Here is a 3,921-nt window from a genome sequence, read left to right on the forward strand (position 1 = left end):
TCGGCTCTCTTTCATAACCAAATGCCATGCCATAGTAGCACTGATTATAGAGGAGGACAAATGAGCACAAATTCCAGATAAGACATGTCCCAAACCTTTACCATAACTGGGCTCTATAGTTCCAATAGCTTCAGAATCGGTGTTTTGAATAACCGTTTCGACACGATTTTCTTCTGAGTGTATCCGTTTCATCCTTTTTGCAATCGCAACACATTGCTTAAAAAACGGAAATTTCTCCTCCCTTTGGGTTGACTTTGTATTGTAAAGTGTCACATAATATATCATATCTCTCCCACCACTTGACACATTGTTGTTGTATCCTAATAATTCAGTTACTGCTCTGTTGTGGGCATTCATGAACACATCTGGTACAGCTCTAGTTGACACAAGACTGAAGCCTCTTGCCTTCAAATTAGGTTGGTTACCATAAATAGTGTACCAAGTTGCTGAAACATCTTCTTCACTAAAGATCAAATCAAACATGCCTTGAACCCACCTTGGGAAGTCAAAGCGACACTCGCACCCTTTTTTAAAACAGCCAGGCCTATGTTTCCAGTCGTGTTCGTTGAAATGCAGATGTGCAATGGCTTGGATAAATTTCTTCATAGCCGTTTCACCAGAATGCAGGTGTACCATGTCATACGGAAATCGAAGTGCCAACAAACCGATTCTTTCATCTGATAACGGAAATTCCAAAACCAAATCCTTAAAATATTCCGGATTTTCTTCCTTAGCTATTGAATACCACTTTTCGACTGCATTCCAGATCAAATCCTTGGTGGTAAATCTTTTGCGACAAGCTGGGCAAATGGCAACCAAACCATTCGTATATTTGACCAAGTCCTTCTGTCGCAGATTTCTCAACATTTGTTTACTCATAATTTCAGGGGTCACCCTACACATATTTACATCTTGACAATTCGCCATCTCCACATCTTGTGCTAAAGAAATATTTGCATCTGCCTCTAACTGTCGTTCGTCGCCAGAAATGCTATTGTTTTCCAATGAATGGATATTGATTCTGCTTTTGTATACATCTGATCCCGCTGGCTTTTCATGGATAAGCTCTTCCTCCATTATGTCATATGTTGAACACATGATTTTTCGGAAATAATTCAATAATTCCGTTTTTGCCTTCTCCTTAATTTCCGCATTTTCTGACCACAACAAAGTCATGAGACGATCAAAATTCTTGATAAAGAGCAATATATGCGAATGAAGGGTAAAACGACCCTGTTCTTCAGTTGTGTCGCACCAAGCTTCAACTTTACCAAAAATACCGTTTTTAACCTGTTCTCCCTTTTTGAAATCCCACCCAATTAAAACTTCCATGATGATTTCCTTTAAGGAATTAAATTCACGAGCACACGCGCCTGGGTTTTCGGTTCTTATCTGTTTCCTAAACAACATGCTTGAAATACACTCGCTTTCTGACAGATTGAAATCTGGAACACATTGCTTCGATGTGTTACAAAATAGCTGAACCCTGAAACTGCATTCGTCAGCGGGAGAAACGGTAAAGAACACAGAAGGTGGACCGAAATAATTCCACAAAGCAAAAAGTTTAGTACGAGCCTCAGTTGCTGCCTCGTCAGAATACGGAACGCTTTTACAAGAAGCCTTAACTGTGTGCAAAAGTGAACTTGCTTCGTTCCCTCCAGAGCGGCCCTCTTGCAAGTTAGGTGCCTCTGCAAAATGCAAAATTTCTTGATCGGTTATACGAGAAAAACGCTCTCCCAAGGTGATCCCATCGCTTCCTGCTTTGGACATGCACTTAATAAATGCGGAGCGGAAAACCTGTTTTCTAAATAAGATGTGACCCAATACCAACACAAAGTCGGGCTTCTGAAATTGAGGCAAAGACAGGCGAAGATAGTGTCTCATGCACTCAATTTCGGATACAGGGTTTTTTCTCTTATTTCCCTTAATTCCACCGGTTCCAAACGGAAAATATAGGGGGAATATTTTGGTCAGACACAACTCCCAATCATTTTTGTTGGCATTAGAGCTAAATACCAAAGTGGGCTCCTTTCCTTCCATGTAGGCCTTCATAAAATCTTGTTGAGTGTGGTATGTTGCAGTAGTTTTGGTAGGCTCGCCATTACTTGGGAACCAATAATGGTAATCAACATGGCTTTCCAAATCAGGGTTTTCAGGCTCGTCGGTATTATTTGCGTCCGCTTCGTCCTCAAACATTATTGGAGTTGGACAACTCGACATCTCTGGCATTTCTGCATAATTTGGATTATTTTGCCGCAACCAGTTGTATATACTCTTAAAATTTTCGACCTCCACCAAACATCTCTTTCTAACAATAGTTCTCTGTGATGGCGTGAATCGCCCCGACATGACGACGTAAACTGCAGATGATCCAGTGAGCCCAACATGATGACCGAGCGCTCCCATATTTTCTTCTATATTGTTCCCAAAAAACGTATAAGACCCAGTAATTGACTTATGCGCTCCTCCAGTGAAGGACATGACATACGCAAATGGACGAACAGGGCTAATAAGAGGGCCAGTTACTTCCGTCACAAGGTCGAGAATTTCGGGCGGCATATTGCCTATTGCCCATTTGTTGGAAATTGCAAATTTCGGTGGAGGCTTTTCTCTCATGTGGGGCCTCAAAGAATCAGAGCACTGGGTGCAGCATGTATATTCATCATTTGCGTTCACCCTTGCTCTTGGCGACAATAAGCAATGTTGGAGTCCAGGGTCCAAAACATTGTAACAGTTTTGTAATAAACAAGATAATTCAGAATCCTGTAACCGTTTTTCATGTATCAACAAAACGGTTTTATTGATCCACTTAATTTCGCTTGTTCCGGTTATGAATCTATCACAACACACACATACATTTGCTTGATGACACATTCCTGCTAGTGGAAAATTTATGCCAGGCCGAGACGGTGCGACTTCGAATTTCTCATTTGCTTTTAACTCTGTTTTCATTAAATGTTCATACGCCAAAATAATGGACTCTCTCGTCTCGACATATTGGGAGATATTTGGCACGTCCTCAGGATTTATACCTTGGTCAGGGGGAGGGGCTTGGTTTACAGATCTCATTACTTGTTTTCTCATCCGCTCTTTGCGGGCTTCTTGAAACGCTTTTTTGTTCAACCGATATTTTTTAGCCCTTTCGGCAGCTTTCTCCTTTAATTCTTTAGCTTTCTCTGGTGACTGATTAACCCGGGCATTGAATCGGTTTACCTTCATCCTTTTAGCATTTGTCTCCTTTCGCTCATTTGCTTTTTCAGGAGACTCATTTGCCCGGTTTATATTCGCCCTTTCAGCCTCCATTTGTCGTCGCTTTTTGGTCTCTTCTGAAGTCTCATTTGCCCGGTTTATACTCATCCTTTCGGCATCCTTTTCGCGTTGTTGTTTCATTTTTTTAGGGAGTTAACAGGACTTTGATCAAAAGCTGTAAAAAAAATTGCGAGGGCTTCGCCCCTATTCGGTCGTTACTATTGCGCCAATAAGCCGCAATAGACCGTTTCTTGAGCGACCGATGGCACCCAGGGTTCAAAGAACTCCCCGGTCGCGGAAGAGGATAACTCAACTCTTCAAGATAAATTTAGGATAAGCTTTCCAAAGTCAAAGAGTAATGAAAAAGCAGAATTTATTTTTGGTGCTGTACAACACACACATGACACTCAATGCGTACTACTGTACATAGTACTATCATAGAAAATTAATTAATTTTAGAATTTTGAAATTCTAAATTTCTCACATTTCTGTCTTAGTTTATTTATGTGTGACAGAACAGTCACACTCGACAATTAACTAGTGTGTTTTCACGCGCACGATGCATCATCAATTCGCCAATTTAGCTCAGTTTTTGCTGCGAGTTGCAATCCGACGAAAATTGAATTTCAATTCAATTGATAAGAACGAATCACCGAAAGCTCCAGAAAGCTT

At 40.9% G+C, this 3,921-nt stretch carries 1 protein-coding gene; it reads right to left on the reverse strand.

Annotated features, from left to right (window positions below; genetic code table 11):
- The coding region (locus JHC35_RS01005; protein WP_295041516.1) for a DUF6570 domain-containing protein at window positions 1–3,390 on the reverse strand (3,390 nt) is incomplete at its 3' end.
- Window positions 3,391–3,921: the final 531 nt, after the last annotated feature.

Origin of the sequence: Sulfuricurvum sp. (assembly GCF_022759005.1) — a bacterium.
GTDB lineage: Bacteria > Campylobacterota > Campylobacteria > Campylobacterales > Sulfurimonadaceae > Sulfuricurvum.